13 protein-coding genes and 3 pseudogenes are annotated in these 16,817 nt (G+C 68.9%); 8 read left to right on the forward strand and 8 right to left on the reverse strand.

The features are described from left to right. Positions 1–174 precede the first annotated feature (174 nt). Entirely contained in the window at positions 175–1,659 is a 1,485-nt protein-coding gene (locus AB0I82_RS26605; protein WP_363259850.1) for a glycosyltransferase family 39 protein, read from the forward strand. Positions 1,660–1,702: 43 nt separating this feature from the next. Here the strand turns inward: AB0I82_RS26605 and recQ are convergent, their stop codons facing one another. The 3 genes from recQ to AB0I82_RS26620 form a co-directional block, all read right to left on the reverse strand. Further along, positions 1,703–3,766, reverse strand: coding sequence for a DNA helicase RecQ (gene recQ, locus AB0I82_RS26610; protein ID WP_363259851.1), 2,064 nt, complete (start codon positions 3,764–3,766; stop codon positions 1,703–1,705). Positions 3,767–3,915: 149 nt separating this feature from the next. Next, complete coding sequence (locus AB0I82_RS26615; RefSeq protein WP_363259852.1) at positions 3,916–4,608, reverse strand: excalibur calcium-binding domain-containing protein; 693 nt, start codon at positions 4,606–4,608, stop codon at positions 3,916–3,918. 160 nt (positions 4,609–4,768) lie between these two features. Continuing rightward, positions 4,769–5,104, reverse strand: a complete 336-nt coding sequence (locus AB0I82_RS26620; protein WP_363259853.1) for a hypothetical protein — start codon at positions 5,102–5,104, stop codon at positions 4,769–4,771. A 28-nt stretch (positions 5,105–5,132) separates the two neighbouring features. Here AB0I82_RS26620 and AB0I82_RS26625 point away from each other — a divergent pair. From AB0I82_RS26625 to AB0I82_RS26640, 4 genes and pseudogenes are all read left to right on the forward strand, one after another. After that, positions 5,133–5,387 (forward strand): annotated as a pseudogene (locus AB0I82_RS26625) (aldehyde dehydrogenase family protein); the annotation flags it as partial. 222 nt (positions 5,388–5,609) lie between these two features. Beyond that, positions 5,610–5,909 (forward strand): annotated as a pseudogene (locus AB0I82_RS26630) (hypothetical protein); the annotation flags it as partial. Between the two features lie 140 nt (positions 5,910–6,049). Beyond that, on the forward strand, positions 6,050–7,135 hold the full coding sequence (locus AB0I82_RS26635; RefSeq protein WP_363259854.1) for a terpene synthase family protein: 1,086 nt from the start codon (positions 6,050–6,052) through the stop codon (positions 7,133–7,135). A 205-nt stretch (positions 7,136–7,340) separates the two neighbouring features. Continuing rightward, a complete protein-coding gene (locus tag AB0I82_RS26640) occupies positions 7,341–7,583 on the forward strand; it encodes a hypothetical protein (RefSeq protein ID WP_363259855.1) in 243 nt (80 codons plus the stop codon). A 97-nt stretch (positions 7,584–7,680) separates the two neighbouring features. Here the strand turns inward: AB0I82_RS26640 and AB0I82_RS26645 are convergent, their stop codons facing one another. The 5 genes and pseudogenes from AB0I82_RS26645 to AB0I82_RS26665 all read right to left on the reverse strand — a co-directional run. Further along, positions 7,681–8,472, reverse strand: a complete 792-nt coding sequence (locus AB0I82_RS26645) for an ABC transporter permease (protein WP_363259856.1) — start codon at positions 8,470–8,472, stop codon at positions 7,681–7,683. Position 8,473: 1 nt separating this feature from the next. After that, positions 8,474–9,379: an ATP-binding cassette domain-containing protein gene (locus AB0I82_RS26650; protein WP_363260014.1), complete on the reverse strand. Its 906-nt coding sequence runs from the start codon at positions 9,377–9,379 to the stop codon at positions 8,474–8,476. A 202-nt stretch (positions 9,380–9,581) separates the two neighbouring features. Further along, entirely contained in the window at positions 9,582–10,673 is a 1,092-nt protein-coding gene (locus tag AB0I82_RS26655) for a polyprenyl synthetase family protein (RefSeq protein WP_363259857.1), read from the reverse strand. A 269-nt stretch (positions 10,674–10,942) separates the two neighbouring features. Further along, complete coding sequence (locus tag AB0I82_RS26660) at positions 10,943–11,551, reverse strand: GPP34 family phosphoprotein (protein WP_363259858.1); 609 nt, start codon at positions 11,549–11,551, stop codon at positions 10,943–10,945. Positions 11,552–12,034: 483 nt separating this feature from the next. Further along, positions 12,035–12,373: pseudogene (locus tag AB0I82_RS26665) on the reverse strand (transposase); the annotation flags it as partial. 388 nt (positions 12,374–12,761) lie between these two features. On the opposite strand from AB0I82_RS26665, the gene AB0I82_RS26670 reads away from it, so the two are divergent. The 3 genes from AB0I82_RS26670 to AB0I82_RS26680 all read left to right on the forward strand — a co-directional run bounded on the left by AB0I82_RS26670 (position 12,762) and on the right by AB0I82_RS26680 (position 16,792). Then, the gene (locus AB0I82_RS26670; RefSeq protein WP_363259859.1) at positions 12,762–14,093 is read left to right on the forward strand and encodes a site-specific DNA-methyltransferase; all 1,332 of its coding nucleotides are present in this window, start codon (positions 12,762–12,764) and stop codon (positions 14,091–14,093) included. A 66-nt stretch (positions 14,094–14,159) separates the two neighbouring features. After that, a complete protein-coding gene (locus AB0I82_RS26675; protein ID WP_363259860.1) occupies positions 14,160–14,699 on the forward strand; it encodes a hypothetical protein in 540 nt (179 codons plus the stop codon). Beyond that, the gene (locus tag AB0I82_RS26680; RefSeq protein WP_363259861.1) at positions 14,696–16,792 is read left to right on the forward strand and encodes a DEAD/DEAH box helicase family protein; all 2,097 of its coding nucleotides are present in this window, start codon (positions 14,696–14,698) and stop codon (positions 16,790–16,792) included. Before AB0I82_RS26675 ends, AB0I82_RS26680 begins: the two co-directional genes overlap by 4 nt. The last annotated feature ends 25 nt before the right edge of the window (positions 16,793–16,817 follow it).

Consider the following 16,817-nt stretch of genomic DNA (forward strand, 5'->3'; position numbering starts at 1 on the left):
CACCGCAACGCCCCGGTTCCGCCGGGGCGTTGCGCGTACCGTGGGGCGGGCGGTCCATCCGGGGCGCCAGGCCCGATTCCGACCGCTCGGGAGCCCGCCATCGATACCGCGCTGAACGTCCGGACCACCGCCACGGGGCACGTACGCGCCGAGCCCGCGCCCTGGACGAGGGTCGTGCCGGCGCCGTGCGCGCTGGCGCTGGCGCTGGGCCTGTGGGGCATCCGCCGCCAGGGCAGCATCTGGCGCGACGAGGTCGTCACGTACGACATGGCGCACCGCAGCCTCCCCGAGCTGTGGGGCACGCTGCAGAACGTCGACGCCGTGCACGGCCTTTACTACCTCTTCATGCACGCCCTCTTCGATGTCCTCGGCGGGGGCGTGGTGACCCTGCGGCTGCCTTCCGTACTGGCGATGACCGCGGCCGCCGCGGGGGTCGCGCTCCTGGGGGCGCGGGTGGCCGGGGAGCGCGCGGGCGTGGCGGCGGGGCTGGTCTTCCCGCTGCTGCCGCTCGTGCAGGAGTACGCGCAGGAGGGGCGGTCGTACGCGCTCGTCTGCGCGCTGGTCACCTGGTCCACGTACTTCCTCGTCCGGGCGCTCGCCGAGAGCCCTGCCGCCGTGGACTCCGCCGTGGACGCGGGGCGGCTCGGGCTGTTCCGCGTGCCCGGTGCCGCGCGGCGCTGGTGGACCGCGTACGTGATCGTGACGCCGGCCGCCTGTCTGCTGCACGAGTTCGCCGTGCTGGTGCTCGCGGCGCACGGTGTGACGGTGGTGCTGGCGGGCGTGCCGTGCGCGGTGCGCCGCGCCGTCCGCCGTACCTGGCTCGTCGCCGCCGGGGTGGTGACCGCCGGCCTCGCGCCGCTCGCGCTGTTCAGTACCGGGCAGTCGGCGCAGCTCAGCTGGGCCCTGTGGCCCGATCCCGTGCAGTTGATGACCTTCGGGGCGATGGCGGGGGTGGGCGTGGTCTGCGCGCGCGTACCCGTACGGACGCGGGGGCCGGTCCGGCTGCGGCCGCTCGCGCTGCCGCTGCTGATCGTGCCGCCGGCCGCGCTGATGCTGCTCTCCCAGCTCCAGCCGATGTTCGTCGACCGCTACGTCCTCTATTGCGTTGTCGGTTTCGCCCTCCTGATGGGCGCCGCCCTGGACCGGGCGCTCCGGCCGCTCGTGGGCGACGACGGCCGGGCCCACAGGCGGCACGCGGTGTGGGCGCTGGTGGCCGTACTGGTGGCGCTGCTGCCCGCCACCGTGTACCTCCGTACTCCGGAGAGCCGCAAGGACGACGCCACCGCCGTCGTCCAGGCCGTGCGGGCGGTGGCGGAGCCCGGTGACGGGCTGCTCTTCATGCCGGCCAGGCGGCGGGTGTGGACCCTGTCCGAGCCGGAGCGGTTCCGCGACCTGACCGACCTGGCGCTGTCCCGGGCGCCGGACTCCTCGCGCTCGCTGTACGGCACGGAGGTGTCCGCCGAACGCATCCGGCACCGGATGCTCGGCACCGAGCGCATCGTCGTACTCAGCGACCCGAGCGGCGAGCCGGAGGACGACATCTCCCGGGAGGCCACCAAGCGCACCACCCTCCGCGACGCCTTCACCCCCTGCCGCACCCAGGACGTCACCGGCGCCCGCATCACGCTGTACGCCCGCCCGGGGCACTGCGACGACTGACGCCTGACCACGGTGTGGGCACGTCCGTGGCGGCCTTCGCCTCCTACCAGTCGTCCATAGGAGGCTCTTCCATGTCCCAGTCCCAGGACTCGTCGGCAGCTGAGGGGGCGACGGCCGCCGCACCGGCCGGAACGGCCGCGCTCGCGGCCGGGCCACCATCCGGACCGCTGCCGGACGCGCCCCCGTCCCCCGCCGGGCCATCGGCGAGGACCTCCAGGATCGACTCGCCGTACTTCGCGAGCTTGTTCTCGCCGACGCCGTTGACCGTGCCCAGCTCGGCAGTCGTGGACGGCCGGGCCGTGGCGATCTCGCGGAGCGTGGCGTCGTGGAAGATCACATACGCCGGGACGCCCTGCTCCTTCGCGGTCGCCCCGCGCCACGCCCGCAGCGCCTCGAATACCGGCAGCGCCTCCGCCGGCAGATCGACCGGCGCGCGCTTGCTCTTCGCGGCCTTCGCCCTGGCCGCCCGGGCCGGCTTCTCCGGCTCGCGCCGCAGCAGGACCTGGCGGTCCCCGCGCAGCACCTCGCCGCTCGTCCCGGTAAGCACCAGCGTGCCGTAGTCACCCTCGACCGCCAGCAGCTGCTGCGCCAGCAACTGCCGTACGACGCCCCGCCAGTCGGCCTCCCGCAGGTCGGCCCCGATCCCGAACACGCTCAGCGCGTCATGGTCGAACTGGATGACCTTGGCGGTCTTCCGGCCCATGAGGATGTCGACGATCTGTCCCGTGCCGAACTTCTGCCCGCGCTCGCGCTGCAGCCGGACGACCGTCGACAGCAGCTTCTGCGCGGGCACCGTGCCGTCCCAGGACTGCGGCGGCGCCAGGCACGTGTCGCAGTTGCCGCAGGGCTTGCTCTCCTGGCCGAAGTACGCGAGCAGTCGCACCCGCCGGCACTCCACCGTCTCGCACAGCGCGAGCATCGCGTCGAGATGCGCGGCCAGCCGCCGCCGGTGCGCCTCGTCGCCCTCGGAGCCGTCGATCATCTTCCGCTGCTGGACCACGTCCTGCAGGCCGTACGCCAGCCAGGCCGTGGACGGCAGGCCGTCCCGTCCGGCGCGGCCGGTCTCCTGGTAGTACCCCTCCACCGACTTCGGCAGGTCGAGGTGGGCCACGAAGCGCACGTCCGGCTTGTCGATGCCCATCCCGAAAGCGATGGTGGCGACCACCACGAGGCCGTCCTCGCGGAGGAAGCGCGACTGGTGGTGCGCGCGCGTACGCGGGTCGAGACCGGCGTGGTACGGCACCGCCGCGATGCCGTTGTCCACCAGGAACTGGGCGGTCTTCTCCACGGAGGCGCGGGAGAGGCAGTACACGATGCCGGCGTCCCCGACGTGCTCCGTACGCAGCAGGTCCAGCAGCTGCTTCTTCGGCTCGCTCTTGGACGCGATGCGGTACTGGATGTTCGGCCGGTCGAAGCTGGCGACGAAGTGCCGGGCCTGCTCCATCCGCAGCCGCGACGTGATCTCGGTGTGGGTGGCTTCGGTGGCCGTGGCGGTGAGCGCGATCCGGGGGACGTCGGGCCAGCGCTCGTGCAGCATCGACAGGGCGAGGTAGTCGGGGCGGAAGTCATGGCCCCACTGGGCGACGCAGTGCGCCTCGTCGATGGCGAAGAGGGAGATCTTGCCCCGGTCCAGCAGGCCGAGCGTCTGCTCCACGCGCAGCCGCTCCGGCGCGAGATAGAGCAGGTCCAGCTCGCCGGCCAGGAACTCCGCCTCGACCAGGCGGCGCTCCTCCAGGTCCTGCGTGGAATTCAGGAACCCCGCGCGCACGCCGACCGCGCGCAGCGCGTCGACCTGGTCCTGCATCAGTGCGATGAGGGGGGAAATGACGACGCCCGTGCCCGGGCGCACGAGCGAGGGGATCTGATAGCAGAGCGACTTGCCGCCGCCGGTCGGCATGAGGACGACGGCGTCGCCGCCGCCGATGACGTGCTCGACGATCTCCTGCTGGCTGCCGCGGAAGGCGTCGTACCCGAAGACCCGGTGCAGCACCTCCAGGGCCTCACCGCCCAGCGCCCCACCGGTCCGCGCACCCTCGCCTCCGCCCGAGCCGGCGCCTGCGCCCGCGCCACCCGGATCTTGGTCCAGCCCACCGTCCACGTCGTTCATGCCAGGCAGCTTACGAGCCCGACCCACCCCGCCGCTGAGCCTGTGGATAACTCCGCCCGAGCGAGGCGGTCAGGGAGCGGGCGGCCGCCGGACGGCGTGGGCGAACTCACGCGAAACAGCCCCGGCACAGCCCCCGGCACCGGCCGGGATCACGGCTCGCGCGGCTCGCAGGCCACGCCGTCGCTGTCGCGGTCCAGGTGGTCCGCGTAACCCGGTTCGCCGGAGTGGATCGGGGCCGCGTCCGCGTCGCGGGCATCGGCGCAGACGTCGTAGTACGGCGACGGCCCGGAATCCTCGGGCACCGACCCGGACTCCTCGGGTGTCACCCCGGTCTCCTCGGGCGTCACCCCGGGCTCCTCCGGCGTAGATCCGCCGACATCCCGGATCGACGCCCCGGTGATGACGCCGTCGGCCACGGTGTAGGTACCGGCGAAGGAGCGCACCGAGCCGTCCGTCTGCAGCGCGTCGAGATGGACGCTGACCACGCCGCCGTCGACGCCGAGGATCTGGACGGTGTCCTGCACTGTGTCGGCCAGCCCCTCGACGAACGCGCTGTACGAACCGCCGAGGTTCTTGCCGCCCAGCGCCCACGCCTGCGCGTAGTCGCCCGCGTTGATGGCGTCGAAGTACGCCTCGACGGTGGCCGCGGCGTCGCGCACGGTCGCCGGGGCCGACGACCCCGGCCCCTCCCGCGACTGCGGCGCAGGCGCATTGGGGGAGCCGTGGTCGGGCGGTGGCGAGGAGCCGGGACGGGTGGTGACCGTCGCCGTGCTGGTCACCGTCTTGGAAGTGCTGCCGGGCGACTCCCCCGAGGAGCAGCCGCCGAGGACCAGGGCGATCACGGCCGACCCTGCCAGCAGACCTGCGGCACCCCGTGCGCGGGCTGTACCGAATGTGCGGGACCGGTGCCCCATGAAGATCACCACCACTACGGGTACGGGGCACTGCTCAGTGGGAACTGCATTGGCGCACCCTGTGCGTCGGTCCGGGTGCCCGTTGGCTTCATTGTCCGCCGCACGTGGCCGCTGCGCCTGGGGAGCGAGTAGGGGGCGCGGGGGTGCGACGGGTGGCCAGCTTGCGGTGGATGACCGTGTAGAAGGTGAGCAGGACGAAGGTGGCGATCTGCAGCAGGCCGGAGAGGCCGGTGGCCACGTCGACCGGCAGCAGGTAGATCATCGGGAGCCTGAGGACGGCCTCGGCCAGCAGGCCGATGCCCCACACGCAGGTCATGATCGTCACCGTGCGCCGGAACGCGGGCTCACCGTCCCACCGCTGGTCGAGCTCCACCCGGGCCCGCGCCGTGCGGCCCTGCGTGCGGCGAATGACGGCGAAGATCATCGGCCGCCCGGCCACCGCCGTACCGAGGAAGATCTGTACCGCGCCCACCCGGGTGCTCGCCCAGCGGGGCGTGTACGAGCGGCTGGTCGAGGGGCTCGCGCGGTACGCCGGGGCCCTGAAGGTCGGCGACCCGCGCGACCGGAGCACGGTCGTCGGCCCGGTCATCTCCGCGGCCCACCGCGACCGCGTCGAGGCGTACGTCGCGCTCGGCCGCAAGGAAGGCGCCCGGCTGGTGGCGGGCGGCGAGCGGCCGGGGCTCGACCGCGGCTGGTACGTCGCCCCATACGGAGAGCCTGAACGCCGCGAACACATCGAAGCGGCGCGGGAGCAGTGCCACGTATGCCACGCGGAGCGCGGCCACGTATGTGGCGCCGCGGACGGCCTCGCGGAGGTCGTCGAGGAGGGCGCGCGCGGCCGCAAGACGTACGCGATCACCGAGGCCGGCCGCGCGGACCTGCGGCAGTGGCTGCTGAATCCGCCCCGTAACCCGGTCGTGCGCAACGAGTTCGTACTCCGGCTCTTCCTCCTCTTCGCGCTGGACCCGAAGGAGGCGCGCGCCGTGCTCTCCGATTACGCCGCGGCCGCCCAGCGTGATCTCGACGCCCTGACCGCCCTGGTGGAGTCCGCGGACGTCGACTCGACCGACGGCGCACTGCCCGATCCCCTCGCCTTCGGCCACCTCGCGGCCGGCTTCGGCCTCCACATGCTCCCCGCCTCACGCGACTGGGCCCACTGGGCCATCGCTCAGATCGACAACCTGGGGGAGAAGAAGAGCGAGGGCGAGGACGGGACGCGCGGCGTGTGACCGTCAACGTCGGACAACTTCTGCCCTGTTAGGGGGTAATGCTTGCCAGGGGCATGTAGGTAGCGGGCGCCCGACGGTAGCCGTTGCAGGATGAGGGCCGTTCGTGCCGTCGTCGTCAGCAAGGGCAAGAGGTGCTGTTCATGGCCATGACCGTCAACGAGATCGATCTTCCGCCGATCTTCTGCCCCCTCGAATCCGCCCGGCACCCGCGGGCCCACCTCGTCGACGAACGGGCCAGGGAATGGATCCGGAGCAGTCCCATGTGCGCGACGGACGAGGAGCGCACGTGGGTCATCGCCACGTGCAGCACCGACTTCTTCGCCCGCTTCGCCCCCGATGCCGCCACCGACGACCGCCTGCTGTGGACCTCCCTGTGGGTGTACTGGGGCTTCGGCTTCGACGACAACCGTTGCGACAACGGGCCGTTCAGCACCCGGCCCGCCGCGTTCAGCGCGCTCGCCGGACGTGTACAGCGCGCGCTGGAGGCGCCGTCCGCGCGGGACGAGTCGGACGGGTTCATCCCGGCCCTGCAGGAGATCGCCGCGCAGTTCCGGTCCTTCGGTACGCCCCTCCAGGTGCGGCGGTTCGCCGCCGCCCACCGCGCCTGGCTCTCCGGCGTGACCTGGCAGATCGGCAACGCCGCGGCCGGCCGGATGCCGGGCCTGGACGAGTACGTGGCGATGCGGTTGCTGTCGGCGGGCGGCGAACCGCCGTTCGCCATGCTGGAGCTGGCCACTGGCCAGGAGGTGCCCGCCCAGGACATGGAGCGGCCGGCCGTCCGCGCGCTCACCGAGATGGCCATCATGGTCGCGGCGCTGGACAACGACCGGCACTCCCTCCGCAAGGAGTTGGTCCGCGGCCAGACCGATCAGAACGTCTACAGCGTGCTGATGCACGAAACAGGGATGCCGCTTCCGGAGGCCGTCGCGGCCGCCACCCGGCTGCGGGACCGGGTACTGCTGCGCTTCATGGCCGTGCACGACCGGGTGCGTCCGGGAGCCGGGCTGGAGCTGAGCACTTACCTGCAGGGGCTGCGGTTCGGCATTCGGGGCAACGCGGAGTGGGGACTTCGGGTGCCGCGTTATCTGAGCCTGGGGCGCGTACCGGACCCCATGGACGAGGCGCCCTTGGAGTGGGCCGAATCGCCCGCGGACGACGACCGCTCGGCGCCCCGGGGACTGCCGACGGTGGCGTGGTGGTGGGACGACGCGTTGCTCGGATTTTGAGGTCCGGCCTTCCCTTTCAGTTTTTCACGAAAATTGATTTTCTACTGTCCGGCGAACTTCCCTTGTTTTCCGGCCCCGTCATACCCCGCGGAGTACCCCTTTGAGGGAAGAAACGCGGAAACTCCGGGAACCCCGTGATTGCGACCGGCGCCGCTATTAAGGTTTCGGTGTCCGGCAGAAATCCCGCCCCATACAAGGAGAATTCATGTCGTTCCTGCGACGTGCCGCGGCCGCATCCGTGATCGCTGTCGCCCTCGCCACGTGCGGAGCCGCTCCGTCCGCGCTGGCTGCCCCGTCCACGCCGGCCGACTCGTCCGCGTCCGCCGCGGTTCCCTCGGACGGGGAGCCCGGCGGCGCCCGCCCGATCCAGATGGGCCCGTTCACGTTCCCCTCCACGGGCCAGCTCCAGGGCGGTTTCGGCTGGAACACCACGGGTGGTGGGTACTGAGACGCCGGTACCCGTACCGGCAGGACGCGGTGAGGTGGGTCCGGCAGCCGCGCCGGACCCACCTCACTGTCGTATCCGCCCGGCTCCGCCGAACCGCTCAGCGTTTGAGCGTGGCCGCGCTGGCCAACAGTACGGCGATCACGCACCCCAGGATCAGCAGCGCGTCCCGTACGAAGAGGCCGGTCACCCCGTCGTGACGGGCGGCCTCGCCCGCGGCCTGGACCGCGTACGTCATCGGCATCACCTTGGCCAGCGCCGCGAGTCCGTCGCTCATCTCCTCGCGCGGCACGAACAGCCCGCATACGAGGAACTGCGGCAGTACCCCGGCCGGCAGGAACTGCACCGCCTGGAACTCATTTCGCGCGAAGGCGCTGACCAGGAGGCCGAGCGCCAGCCCGAGCAGCGCGCCCAGCATCGCGATGATCATGAGCAGGTACGGCGGCCCCTTGATGTCCAGCCCGAGCGGCCCCACGGAGAGCAGCGTCGCCAGTACGGCCTGGAGCAGAGCCAGGAAGCCGAACGCCAGGCTGTAACCCAGCACGATGTCCAGCCGCTGCACCGGCATGGTCAACAGCCGCTCGGCGGTCCCCGAGGTGCGCTCGCGCAGCGTCGAGACCGAGGCGACCAGGTACATCACGATGAGCGGGAAGATCCCGAAGACCTGCGGACCGACGCGCTCGAAGGCGCCGTCCGCGTCGTCGAACATCAGCTTGAGGATCACCATCAGCATGCACGGGATCGCGAGCATGAGGGCGACGCTGCCGCGGTCGCGGACGATCTGCTGCAGCACCCGATGCGCGGTGGCAAGGGTGATGCTCGGGGTGAGCGGCAGGGCACGGGCGGTGCGGACGGCTCGGGACACGACCGACGGCCGGTACTCGGTTCTCACGTTATGGACCTCGGCACTCGGTTGCGAAGAATGACGCGTGGGGGTCGGGGAGCAGGTCACCGTCGAAGAGCGGCTGAGCGAAGAGCGGTTGCTCGAAGAGCGGCTGGGCGGGGGCCGGGACGGAGTCCGGGGGAGCGGGGGCGTGCACCGCTTCGGAGGGCGTTTCGGGGGGCGTCGGCCCGGGTGCGGCTCCGGAGGCCGTCTCCGGCCGTACCAGCCGCATGAACGCGCCCTCCACGCTCGTGCAGCCCGTGTGCGCCAGCAGTTCCGACCGTTCGCAGGAGGCCAGCAGGCGGCCGTCGCGCATGAGCAGCAGCCGGTCGCAGCGGTCGGCCTCGTCCATGACGTGACTGGAGACGAGCAGGGTGGTGCCCTCCTCGGCCAGCCGCCGGAAGACGGTCCACAGCTCCTGCCGGATGAGCGGATCGAGGCCCACCGTCGGCTCGTCCATGACCAGCAGCTCCGGCGAGCCGAGCAGCGCGACGGCCAGCGAGACGCGCGAGTACTGGCCGCCCGACAGCCGGCCCACCGGCTGATCGGCCCAGTCCGCCAGGTCGACCTCCTTCACCACCCGGACCACGGCGTTCTCCCGGCGCCACCCCCGCAGCCCCAACGCGGCCGAGAAATACCGCAGATTCTCGAGAACCGTCAGGTCGGTGTAGACGGACGGCGCCTGCGTGACATACCCGACGCGGGTCTCCAGGGCCGCGGCACCGGCCGGATGGCCCAGTACCTGGACATGTCCCTCCGCACACCCCTGAATTCCGACGACGGACCGGAGCAGCGTGGTTTTTCCGCAGCCGCTGGGGCCGAGCAGGCCGACGATCGCACCGCGGGGCGCGGCGAAACTGATGTCGTCGAGCAGGTTCCGGTCCCCGCGCGCGACCCGGAGGCCGTACACACTGATCGCCGGAGGCCCGTCGGCCGACGCCTTTTTCGCCTGAAAGGTGTGCTGTCTCTGTTTCAAAAATCCGCCGCCCCCCGGCTGGGTCCCGCAATATCCGCCAAGAAAGCGCAAAGCGCAAAGCGCAATGGCCACTAGAAGAAACGGCTGCGGGCGTTATGAGTTACGTCCCCGCCCGGTCATCAATGATTCCGGCGTCCGGTCATCAGTGATCCCGCCGCGTCATCAACAGCGCGAGATCGTGCAACTGCCGGTACACCGACGGCACGGGCTCCGCGCGGGCCAGCGCCCGCATCGCGGCGCCCACCTGCCGTCCGGCCTCCACTGCGGTCGCCTCGCGCCCGCCGGCCTCCTCGATCAGCTCGGTGGCCGTCACGATGTCCGCGGCCGACAGCGGCTCCGTACGGTCGTACAGCTCCGCCAGCCGCCGCCCGGCGGGCCCGGTGTCGGCGAGCGCCACGACCACCGGCAGCGACTTCTTCCGGGCCGCGACGTCCGCGCCCACCGGCTTTCCGCTGCGCCGAGTGGTGCCCCAGATGCCCAGCAGGTCGTCCACGCACTGGAAGGCGATGCCCAGGTGCCGGCCGAAGTCCCGCAGCCCGGCGGTGCGCGCCTCGGACGCGCCGGCCAGCAGCGCCCCCAGCGCACACGCGCAGCCCATCAGCGCGCCCGTCTTGCCCGCCGCCATTGCGAGGTACTCCTCCGCGCGCACCCGGGGCGTGCTCTCGAAGGCCACGTCCTGGCTCTGGCCGCGCAGCAAGTCGTCGAGCGTGCGCGACAGTTCCTTGGTGGCCGCCGCGGCGTGCGGGGTGGAGTCGGCGGCCAGTACGGCCAGGGCGCTGATGAGCAGGGCGTCACCGGTCAGCACCGCGGCCGGCGTACCGTACTGCCGCCATACGGCGGGCCGGTGGCGGCGCAGCGGGTCCGCGTCGATGACGTCGTCGTGCAGCAGCGAGAAGTCGTGTACGAGTTCGACCGCGACGGCCCCCGGGACCACGCTGTCGGCGGGCGCGCCAACGGCCAGCGCGGAGAGGAAGACCAGGGCGGGGCGTACGGCTTTCCCGCCGCGCTCCGTGGCCGGCGCGGCGGCCGCGCCATCGGCCCCGTTCCAGCCGCGGTGGTACCCGGCGACCTCCCGCTGCGGCGCGGGCAGCTCCTCGACGACCCGGCGCAGCGCGGGAGTGACGAGCTCCCTCGCCCACCCGAACAGGGCCGCGTCGGCGCCGCCTCCGACGCCGTCGGCCGCGCCGGGCGCGCTCCGGGGCGTGGCGGCGGCCATACTGCTCAGCGCGGACACGTGGTCCCCCCGTCCATGGTCGTCGTGCACGATCCGGCGAACGAGCGCGGGCGCGTGAAAAGTTCGTATGGCACGCATCCCAGCTAATCGCGCCCGCCCACGCGAATCCCCCCGCTGCCCACCCCGCCACCCCAAGATCACTGAAGCGGCGTAAGAACTCCCGTACCGGCGCGCTCATCACATAGTCCCCGGCCCTCAACTTCACATGGGCACAAGGAACTTGACAAAACGTTCCGCCGCGACCCCTGTCGGATGCGGAGATGGTGCCGTCAGAGGCCGCCGCGCCACACGTTGTCGAAGGCGGCGTCCTCAATGGCCCGCCGCTGCCGCACGGCCTCCAACTCCCGCAACGCGTCCTGCACGACGGCCAGTACTGTCCCCACCGCATCGTCGCCCGCGCTCGGCGACTCCTCGCTCTGTCCTTCGTGAATGCCGACGGCCGAGGCGAGGGCGGCGAGGACGGGCTCCCTCGATGCCCAGCGGTCCGCCGCCAGGTCGCGCTCGGGCGACTCGGCCGGCACCGCCTGACCGGCCCGAACCGGCATCCAGCGGTGCCGCTGCCGAGTGACCTGCCCTTCCGCCTCAAGGGCGGCCAGATATGCCGAGTACAGCCCCCGCCCCCGCCGCCACAGCCACTCCTCGACCGACTCGTACGGCGCCTGCCGGACGAGCGACGACGCGGCCTCGTCCAACAGTCGATCAGCTGTCGCCGACCCGTGCCCCGGCACGATGTCCTCACCGTCCAGCCCGACGGCCCGGTCGGCCAGCAGATCGATCAACTCGGCCCCCGCCAGCGCCAGCGACAACTCGCCTTGCTGCAGCGGACGACTGGACGGCACATCCAGGGCAATGATCACCAGATCCCGTGCTGTGCTCATGGACGACTCCATCCCAGGCGCACCCGCAAGCCAACGACCCCCGTCCCGCCCAGGCTAGACAAGGACCACAAGCCGAAGGGCCAGTTCGGAGGAGGTGTCTCCGAACTGGCCCGTCATCGTGTGCCCCCGGCAGGATTCGAACCTGCGACACCCGCTTTAGGAGTTTTCCTTGTGTAGGACTGTGGCCTCCGGAAACGTCAGCGGCGGGAACCTGGAGAAACTCCCCTCCGTAGTTCTCATGTTTTCACGGAGTCTTCCGGCCTCATGTGTGCTGAATCCGTTTCTGGCAGGTCCTGCTTCGCAGGCAGTCAGCCACCAGCGAGGTCGTCGGTAAGTGAGTAGGTGAGGGCGTCGGGCACTACGGACTGGTTACCGTCTTCGCTGATCACAGCCGGCCACGGGGGGAGGGGTGGCCAGTGCGTGGGTTGGGGTCGCACAGGTGATTGCCGCCCGAGCGGGGCAGCTGCGCCAGAGCGAGCCTGGCCGCCTCGAGGTGATCGCTCGCGGTTTCTGGTCTGCGGCGGCGAAGGCGTCGATCAGGCGGGAAACGGTCGGGTTGTAGGCTACCTGCCCGAACACGGCCGGCTAGGCCCGCAGCCCCCGACGTCGGCCAGGCAGTCCCCGCCGAGCGCGACCGACAGCGCCGGATCGCACAGCATCCTCCCCGGATCATGCACGGCCCCGGGGACGCGCCACGGCGCCAGCGCAGTCGGTATCGCCCGATCCAGGCCGGTCTTTTGAACGGTCTCGACCAGCAGCACACCGCCGGACTGGGAGACCACGCTCCCGACTGTCGCCCTCGACGCGGACAGGAGGGTAGGACCGGCTACCTTCATCACCTGAGAAGTGCTTCTTTCCTCGCGACGTACGGGTCTTTCGACAAGCCCTATCGTTGCAGGTCAGGGGCGCTTCTTGCGTTTTTGATCAGCCCTCTGACGGTCCACCTCGCGAAAGCGCGAGGCTAGCGGTTAGGGCTGTCGGCCAAGTGCCCGATGCAGCAGGGCGAAGATCAGGAAGCGGTTCTGTGGAAGCCCCGACTCTGCCTACCTGGACGTTGTGTATCGTCGACTAGCTGCCGAACGGAACCTCGGCAGGGGTGTGGCCACGGGGACAGCTCACAGGCTGGCCCTACTCGCCTTGGGATGGCGGCGCATGCTACCTCCGCTCGTGGGACACACTTGGACAAGTACACCCGAGTGCAAGGAACGCGTTGACCACTTTCACGGACGACCAGAAGGTCTACACGACACCCCACGGCACCCAGTTGCATGGGGACTCCCTGAGGCTGCTCCAATGCCTCGACGACGAGAGTGTGGACCTGATCGTCACGAGCCCGCCCTTCGCCCTGCAACGGAAGAAGGCATATGGCAACGAAGACCAGGATGCATATGTCGACTGGCTCGTCAAGTTCGGTGCGGCCGCAAAGCGCGTCCTGAAGCCAACCGGGAGCCTCGTCGTTGACATCGGCAACGCTTACCGCAAGGGCAGTCCGACTCGATCTCTCTACCCTTACCGTGTTCTGCTGAAGTTCGTTGACAAATTGGGATACCACCTCGCGGAGGAGTTTTTTTGGTACAATCCGGCGAAGCTCCCTAGTCCGCTCGAGTGGGTGAACAAGCGCCGGATCCGGGTCAAGGATGCCGTAAACACGGTCTGGTGGTTCTCGAAGACCGAGTGGCCGCAGGCTGACGTCAATCAGGTGCTGCTGCCGTACTCGAAGAACATGGAGCGTCTCCTCAAGGACCCGGAAAAGTACTACAAGGTGACCCTCCGTCCCAGCGAGCACTCGATCTCAAAGCACTTCGGCAACGATAACGGTGGTTCCATCCCGCCGAACCTGCTGCAGGTCTCCAACACGGAGTCAAACTCGAACTACCTACGACTGTGTCGCGTGCTTGAAATCAAATCGCACCCTGCCCGGTTCCCGAGCGAGCTGCCGCGATTCTTCATCGAGTTCCTCACCAAGCCCGGTGACGTCGTCGTCGACATCTTCTCGGGCTCGAACACCACGGGGATGGTCGCGGAACAACTTGGTCGTAAGTGGTACTCATTCGAACTCAGCCGGGATTACGCAGCACTCTCCATCATGCGGTTCCTGCCGGGGGTGAGTCCTCAGGACGCTCAGGTCCTCTATGAGAAGGCACGGACAGGGACGGTGTCCTTGCCGGAGGATGGTCAGCCGCTCGTTGCCGCTGCCGTGCAGTCTGCCGTCGCAGAAGCGTCACTTTCCGTAGAGTCTGCGGAAGCGGCTCTGGATGCCGCCGAGGCAGAGTTCCTGCGTGCGGGCGAGAACCTCGCGGAAGCCAAGTTCGCCGCCGCGTGGGATCCTGATGCAATTCTCGATGCGAACGCCGAGAAGACTCCGGCTGCTGCGCTGGAACGCGCGAAGGCGTGGGCTGACGACGCTGCCGCAGCACGTCGTGACGCGAAGCGCCGGCTCAACAAGGCGAGGAAGCTCGCGGATCAAGCGCACGCCGCGCTCACAGAGTTCGAGGCGTTCTACAGGGTGAACCTCGCGGCAGAAGACGCCACGGTGGAGTAGGCCGTGACAGCGCACGCTGGGGATGACCTCGGCCTGTTTCCGAAGTCGTTGGGCACACTGGCACCCATGGTGATGCGGTCCAGAGCTGGTGCGAGCACTCGCCTTGCAAACCGGCTCTTCGCCGCGTCCCTCGCAGACCGCTGCAGCCCCGGCGACACTATGGAGCTTGATAAGAGGCCGTTCGACCTGCGCGCATCAGCTCCGTTACCTCCTCTCATGCGCGTTTACTTGTATACGATGACGACCCATCCGTCGGAGCGGCAGCAGGGCGCTTACCGCATTCAGATCATCCTGCCCAACAAGGGTCGACACTTTGACACCGCCGACGATGCGTATGTCATCCTCGCTGGTTACGACCCGAACCTGGAGGTCTTTGCCCTGTGGGACGCGGACGCCCACGACATTGGGAAAGGTATCTCCCACTCAAAGGGGGTACAGATCCTGGAGGACACCTTGCTCGAGGCGATGTCTCTCGGAGTGGCTCGGCAGGCGAGGAAGCTCCGCGGCACTGACGAGTCGGAGACCGTGGTCGCGTCACGTCCGGACACCTTGTCAAAAGCGCTAGAGCTGCGTTGGCAACTCTCAATCGAGAGGCTCATCTCGTGAGCGGCGACGGCTGGGGCGAGTCAGGATGGACCCCCGAACCGGAGTATGCGAGCGACAGGGAGGACATCCTCAGCGAATTTTACCTGCGCGCTTTAAGCGAGGCTGTCGCTTATGACCGGATTACCGGTTTCTTCGCCAGCAGCGCTCTGGCGCTGTACTGGGACGCGCTGCCTGAGTTCGTGGACCGCGGTGGAAAGATCCGCATTCTCTGCTCGCCCCGCATCACTGAGAAAGACGCACAGGGTATCGAACGTGGCTATGAAGCTCGCGACGAAGACTCTCTTGCTGCCGTACTGAGGGCTGAGTTCGGCGCGTTGCTTGCTACCGACCAGCTTCGCAAGCCAGCGCTCGCTTTGGCCGCATTGATCTCAGAGGGACTTCTTGATATCCGCCTTGCTCGGGTCGCCAACGCCTCACTCGACGATCGGCGTATGTTTCATGATAAAGTAGGATTATTTACTGACAAGAACGGACAGCGCATAGGCTTCCGTGGGTCTCTGAATGAGACGCGATTTGGTATCGCCTCGGACGGCAACGTCGAGTCGTTCGACGCATGGACGAGCTGGACGGGCCGCAACGACCACATCAGGGTCCAGCGATCTACCGAACGGTTCGAAAAGCTCTGGGCTAGCAAGAGCGACGGGGTTGAAGTCCTCGCCCTCCCCGCGCCCTTCCGGCACTGGCTAGAAACTCAGGCAGAAGGCGTTGACTGGCGCGAACTCGCAGCTGAGATCACTGAGGGTACGGAGCCGGACCTCGTCCTCCGTGCTGCGCCAGATGGTCGACCACTCCGCGAGCAGCAGATTGCAGGACTCGACGAGTGGGAGCGCCACGGTAAGCGAGGCATCCTTGCCCACGCGACCGGGTCAGGCAAGACAGTCACGGGCATCACCGCGATCGTCGGTCACGAAGGGCCCGCTCTCGTGGTTGCCCCTTCGCGTTTGGTTGCGCGCCAGTGGAAGGAACAGATCGAGGACACGGGGCGCCGTGTGCATCTGTGTGGCGACGGTGAATCTGCCTGGAAGACGAGGCTTCACAGCTGGCTGACACAGCCTGCCTCGGAGCGCGTGGTCGTTGCCCTTGCTCCCACGGCAGCTCAGAGGTCGTTCGTGAACCAGGCTTCGCGCGCGAAGGGCCTCCTGCTCGTCGGCGATGAGGTTCACCGTTTGGGGGCTGCGTCGTACCAAAAGGTTCTGGAGATTGATGCCGCAGCCCGTCTAGGGCTATCGGCGACGCCAGAACGTGCGGGAGATCCGGAAGGTACCTCGGCGATTCTCGACTACTTCGGTGGGGTCATCCACCGCTACACGCTCAGGGACGCCCTGAAGGCCGGCGCTCTCTGCAACTACCTTTATCACCCACAGCTTGTCCGGCTCAGCCCCCAGGAGCAGGAACAATGGGATGAATTGAGTAAAAAGATTGGACGGCTCGTCGCGCAGTCCCAAAACTCGTCTGGTGGTGCCACCAGCAGTCAGCGGGAACGCATCAGGGCGCTGACGATGCAGCGAGCTCGGATCGCCAAAAAGGCTACTGGCAAGACGCCCCTAGCTCGGTCGGTGGTGACCAAGAGCTACAAGCCTGGACAGCGTTGGCTCGTCTATTGCGACGATAAGGGCCAGATGCAGGACATCACTGACAGCCTTCGTGCCGCCGGCATCGACGCGTACGAGTACTGTTCGGACATGCCGGGAGACAAGACTGCAACGCTGCGGCACTTTGACGAGAACGGTGGCGTGATCGTCTCGATCAAGTGCTTGGACGAGGGCGTTGACATCCCCAACGCTGACCACGCTTTGATACTGGCATCATCCAGAAACCCTCGAGAGTTCATCCAGCGTCGCGGACGCGTGTTGCGCAAGGCCGAAGGGAAAAGCCTCGCCACCGTCTACGACGCGATCCTGGAGCCCGAGACCCTTGAGGGGGCGTCGGGGGCGTCGCTCCTACAGGGTGAGCTTGCCCGCGCGGGCAACTTCGCCCGAGATGCCCTGAATAGTGATGCTCGCGACCCGCTGGAGCGGCTAGTTGTAGGACTTGGCGGCGATCTCGAGGCGCTCTATGAGTTCCTGAGTTCCGGTGAGGAGACGGACGACTAGCCTTTGGTTTCACGTACTTCGTTCG

It is taken from the genome of Streptomyces sp. NPDC050315 (assembly GCF_040655775.1).
Taxonomy (GTDB): domain Bacteria; phylum Actinomycetota; class Actinomycetes; order Streptomycetales; family Streptomycetaceae; genus Streptomyces.

Coding starts and splice junctions, on each gene's coding strand:
- recQ (WP_363259851.1), bottom strand. CDS start 3,766: ATGAACGACGTGGACGGTGGGCTGGACCAAGATCCGGGTGGCGCGGGC.
- AB0I82_RS26620 (WP_363259853.1), bottom strand. CDS start 5,104: ATGATCTTCGCCGTCATTCGCCGCACGCAGGGCCGCACGGCGCGGGCC.
- AB0I82_RS26635 (WP_363259854.1), top strand. CDS start 6,050: ATGGCCATGACCGTCAACGAGATCGATCTTCCGCCGATCTTCTGCCCC.
- AB0I82_RS26640 (WP_363259855.1), top strand. CDS start 7,341: ATGTCGTTCCTGCGACGTGCCGCGGCCGCATCCGTGATCGCTGTCGCC.
- AB0I82_RS26660 (WP_363259858.1), bottom strand. CDS start 11,551: ATGAGCACAGCACGGGATCTGGTGATCATTGCCCTGGATGTGCCGTCC.
- AB0I82_RS26675 (WP_363259860.1), top strand. CDS start 14,160: ATGGTGATGCGGTCCAGAGCTGGTGCGAGCACTCGCCTTGCAAACCGG.